The sequence below is a fragment of the Zoogloea oryzae genome (assembly GCF_030161255.1).
GTDB classification, from domain to species: domain Bacteria; phylum Pseudomonadota; class Gammaproteobacteria; order Burkholderiales; family Rhodocyclaceae; genus Zoogloea; species Zoogloea oryzae.
This window is the reverse complement of the sequence record NZ_BSPX01000142.1, coordinates 1-4,331: the sequence shown is the minus strand read 5'-3', so window position 1 is coordinate 4,331 and position 4,331 is coordinate 1. Positions and strand designations below refer to the sequence as shown.

Sequence of the window (4,331 nt, the reverse complement as noted above, 5' to 3'; positions counted from 1 at the left end):
CGGCTGTCACCGAGCCCGCCAAGCCCGCGCCCGCCGCCGAGGCCAAGCCCGAAGCCAAACCCGCCGAACCCACCGCCGCCGTGGCAACCCCCGCGGCCGCCCCCGAGGAGCCCAAGCCCCAGGCCGCCGCCCCCCAGGAGGCCGACCTCACCTCCGCGGTGATGGGCTCCGGCTTTGAATGGCGCGCCCAGGGCTGCGGCGGCACGCCGGCCGAAGAGGCCGACATCCGCGACTGCTTCACCGACCGGCGCGAACCCGCGAAATTCATCATCTGGGGCGACAGCCACGCCAACGCCCTGATGCCCGGCCTGCTCCGCGAATCCACCCCGGGCGCCCGCTGGGCCCAGCTGGGCGCCGGCGGCTGCCCGCCGATGGCCGGCGGCATCCGCCGCACCTATCCGGGCGATCCGGGCTACGACACCCCGGTGATCTGCTCGAAGGCCAACGACGCGACGATCAAGATCATCGAGAGCAACGCCAACATCAAGGCGGTGGTGTTCGTCACCGCCTCGCGGATGGTGACCCCGCCGCTGTATTCCAGCAGCCCGGACGTGCCGGTCTACGAGAACGCCATCGTCGAGGGCATGAGCGCCGCCGCCCAGCGGGCCCACAAGGCCGGCAAGAAGGTGTATTTCCTGATCGACAACCCGAGCCTGCCCCATCCGAAGGACTGCATCTCGCGGGCGATCTCCATCGCCGCCGAGAACAAGAAGTCCTGCTCGAAGACCCTCAAGGAGCACCAGGAAGCCAGCAAGAAATACCTCGAGCTGGTGGCCCGCTTCAAGGCCGCCGCGCCCTTCGTCGAGATCGTCGACCCCACCAGCGTGCTGTGCAAGAACAAGGTCTGCGGCGCCGCCCAGGACGGCAAGTTCCTGTACACCGATGGCGACCACCTCTCCGACACCGGGAACGGCCTGGTTGCCCGCTACCTCATCGACCACATGAAGGCCAAGGGCAACTGAGCCCCGCCGCGCAGAACCACGAGCCACCTCCGGGTGGCTCTTTTTTTGGGCGCCGTGGGTGCAGGGCGTTCAGGGCGTGTAGGTCGGACTTCAGTCCGACAACACGGGTTGATTAGGCAGGGTTTGTCGGACTGAAGTCCGACCTACAGGACCTACAGGGAATGCCGCCGTCCGGTGCCGCGGCAAGCCGGCTGAAAAATATTTCTGCCACCCTGTCGATTCCGCTCGTCGTCGTCCGTCGTGGTGATGAAGCCGCAATCCGCGGCCCCAGACAGGAGAACCCCATGCGATACATGATCATCGTGAAGGCCACCGCCGAGAGCGAGGCCGAAACCACCCCGGCGCCGGACGAGGCGCTGCTGGCGGCGATGGCGGCCTACCACGAGGAGCTCGCCCGGGCCGGCGTGCTGCTGGATGCCTCCGGGCTCAAGCCCAGTTCGCAAGGCTGGCGCATCCGCTACGATGGAAGCACGCGCAGCGTGATCGACGGGCCGTTTGCCGAGACCAAGGAACTCATCGCCGGCTACACCCTCATCCAGGTACGCAGCCGCGAGGAGGCGCTGGAGTGGAGCCGGCGCTACCCCAACCCGGCGGGCGAGGGCATCGCCACCGAGATCGAGGTGCGCCCCCTGTACGAGCTGGAAGACTTTGCCCCGTCCGACGCCATCGAGCGCTTCAAGACCATCGGCCTGCCCGAATGACCGGCGCCCACCCAAGGAGACAGCCATGACCCAAGCCATCCCTCCCGGCATGACCGCCGTCACGCCCCACCTGGTGTGCCGCAACGCGGCCGCCGCCATCGAGTTCTACAAGCAGGCCTTCGGCGCGGTGGACTGTGCCCGCCTGCCCGCCCCCGACGGGCGGCTGATGCACGCCCTCATCACCATCGGCGGCGCCGCGGTGATGCTGGTGGATGAGTTCCCCGAGCAGGGCTGCCAGGGCCCGCTGGCCCTGGGTGGCTCGGCGGTGACGCTGCACCTCTACGTGGCCGATGTGGACGCCACCGTGGCCCAGGCCGTGGCCGCCGGCGCCACCGTGACCATGCCGGTGGCGGACATGTTCTGGGGCGACCGCTACGGCCGGCTGCTTGACCCCTTCGGTCACCACTGGTCGGTCGCCACCCACATCCGCGATCTCAGCCCCGTGCAGATCACCGAGGGCTTCAAGTCTGCCTGCGGAGGCCAGTGACATGCCCTTCATGCTGCTGATCGTTGAACCCCGCGGCCAGCGCGCCGCCACCCCCAGCGACGAGGCCCACCGCCGCTACGACGCGATGATGGCCTTCGGCGCGGGCCTCGCCGAACGCGGCGTGCTGATCCGCGCCGAATCCCTGCGCCCCGACGACCACGCGGTGCGCATCCGCCGCAGCGCCCCGGCCGCCGCCCCGGCGCTGGTGGACGGCCCCTTCGCCGAGGCCAAGGAGATGGTGGGCGGCTTCTACCTGCTGGATGTGGCCACCCGCGACGAAGCCGTCGCCATCGCCCGACAATGCCCGGCGGTGGATTTCGCCACCGTCGAAGTGCGCGAATGCGCGCCCTGCCACGTGCTGTAAACCCCCGGCCTGTAGGTCGGACTTCAGTCCGACACGACTGCCGGATCAGGCCACGATGTCGGACTGAAGTCCGACCTACAGATCCGATGCACGGTGCAGGCCGCCCTTAGAACCTTCCATTGCCCCAAGGACCCCGCCATGAACGACGAATCCCTCATCCGCGCCGCCCTCACCGAGTGGCAGCAGGCCTTCTGCCGCAAGGACGTGGACGCCCTGATGGCCCTCTACGCCCCCGGCGCCGTGCTGTTCGACGCCATCCCGCCCTTCGTCGACGACGTGGCCGGGATGCGCAACAAGATCATCGGCTGCCTGCCCTACTTTCCCGACGACACCCGCATCGAGACGCGCAACCTCGCCGTCACCGTCGGCACCGAGCTCGCCAGCGCCCACTGCCTGTGGCACTTCACCCAGCTGCCACCGGGCCACCCGGCCGGGCGCCACTGGTTCCGCAGCTCGACGGTGTGGCAGAAGCAGCCCGACGGCCGCTGGCTGATCCTCCACGACCACTGCTCCGCCCCCTTCAACCCCTACACCGAGCGCGCCGTGCTCTCCCCCGACGCCCAGGCCGCGCTCGATGCTTCCCCCGAAAGCTGCGGCAGCGGCGCCAACCCGGTGGGCTGGTTCGAGATCTACGTGGCCGACATGGACCGGGCCAAGGCCTTCTACAGCGCGGTGTTCGGCTTTGAATTCACCCGGCTGGAGAGCCCCATCGACCTGTGGGCCTTCCCGATGCAGTCGACCAACGCCGGCGCCAGCGGCGCACTGGCGAAGATGGACGGCTTCGGGCCGGGCGGCGGCAGCAACAGCGTGCTGGTTTACTTCAGCTGCGCCGACTGCTCGGAGCAGGCCGATCTGGCGGCCTGGAATGGCGGCGAGGTGGTCAAGCCCAAGTTCGCCATCGGCGCCTACGGCCACATCGCCATCGTGAAGGACAGCGAGGGCAACCTCATCGGCCTGCATTCAATGGCCTGACATCGGGAAACCCCCGTGAGCGACGCCGACACCCGCCGGGCCATCGAGGCCATCTGGCACCTGGAGGCCGCCCGGGTGATCGGCCGGGCGGCGCGGCTGGTGCGCGACGTGGGCCTCGCCGAGGACATCGCCCAAGACGCGCTGGTGGCCGCCCTCGAAACCTGGCCCCGTGACGGCGTGCCCACCAACCCCGCCGCCTGGCTGATGACCGCCACCCGCCACCGGGCGCTGGACCACCTGCGCCACGCCGCCCTCGCCGCCGGCAAGGCCGGGGAGATCGGCGCCGAGCTGGATTTCCAGCACGCGGCCGCCAGCGACGACGCGCTCGAAGCCATCGACGCCCGCCTCGACGACGACATCGGCGACGACCTGCTGCGCCTCATCTTCACCGCCTGCCATCCGCTTTTGCCGCCCGAGGCCCGCTCGGCGCTCACCCTGCGGGTGATGGGCGGCCTCACCACCGACGAGATCGCCCGCGCCTACCTCAAGCCCGAGGCCACCATCGCCCAGCGCATCGTGCGCGCCAAACGCACCCTCGCCGCCGCCCGGGTGCCCTTCGAGGTGCCCCGCGGCGCCGAGCGGCAGGCCCGGCTGGCCTCGGTGCTGGAGGTGATCTACCTGATCTTCAACGAAGGCTACGTGGCCACCGCCGGCGCCGACTGGATGCGCCCGGCCCTGTGCGACGAAGCCCTGCGCCTGGGCCGCGTGCTGGCCGGGCTGATGCCCGACGACAGCGAGGTGGCGGGCCTGGTGGCGCTGATGGAGATCCAGGCCTCGCGCCTCGCGGCCCGCGTGGCCCCCGACGGCCAGCCAGTGCTGCTGGCCGACCAGGACCGCCGGCGCTG

6 protein-coding genes are annotated in these 4,331 nt (G+C 70.1%); all 6 read left to right on the top strand.

What is annotated here, in order from left to right; all coding sequences use genetic code 11:
* Positions 1-962, top strand: a 962-nt coding sequence (locus tag QQK25_RS22300) for an SGNH hydrolase domain-containing protein (RefSeq protein ID WP_284189936.1), incomplete at its 5' end; no start/stop codon positions are given.
* Positions 963-1,246: 284 nt separating this feature from the next.
* Positions 1,247-1,663, top strand: a complete 417-nt coding sequence (locus QQK25_RS22295) for a YciI family protein (protein ID WP_284189935.1) — start codon at positions 1,247-1,249, stop codon at positions 1,661-1,663.
* 25 nt (positions 1,664-1,688) lie between these two features.
* The gene (locus tag QQK25_RS22290; RefSeq protein ID WP_284189934.1) at positions 1,689-2,150 is read left to right on the top strand and encodes a VOC family protein; all 462 of its coding nucleotides are present in this window, start codon (positions 1,689-1,691) and stop codon (positions 2,148-2,150) included.
* Between the two features lies 1 nt (position 2,151).
* Entirely contained in the window at positions 2,152-2,514 is a 363-nt protein-coding gene (locus QQK25_RS22285) for a YciI family protein (protein WP_284189933.1), read from the top strand.
* Between the two features lie 138 nt (positions 2,515-2,652).
* On the top strand, positions 2,653-3,486 hold the full coding sequence (locus QQK25_RS22280; protein ID WP_284189932.1) for a DUF4440 domain-containing protein: 834 nt from the start codon (positions 2,653-2,655) through the stop codon (positions 3,484-3,486).
* A 15-nt stretch (positions 3,487-3,501) separates the two neighbouring features.
* On the top strand, positions 3,502-4,331 hold an 830-nt coding region (locus QQK25_RS22275), incomplete at its 3' end, for an RNA polymerase sigma factor (RefSeq protein ID WP_284189931.1).

Bases quoted from the DNA above. Each gene is read 5' to 3' on its own strand.
- QQK25_RS22295 (WP_284189935.1), top strand. From the start codon at position 1,247: ATGCGATACATGATCATCGTGAAGGCCACCGCCGAGAGCGAGGCCGAA.
- QQK25_RS22290 (WP_284189934.1), top strand. From the start codon at position 1,689: ATGACCCAAGCCATCCCTCCCGGCATGACCGCCGTCACGCCCCACCTG.
- QQK25_RS22285 (WP_284189933.1), top strand. From the start codon at position 2,152: ATGCCCTTCATGCTGCTGATCGTTGAACCCCGCGGCCAGCGCGCCGCC.
- QQK25_RS22280 (WP_284189932.1), top strand. From the start codon at position 2,653: ATGAACGACGAATCCCTCATCCGCGCCGCCCTCACCGAGTGGCAGCAG.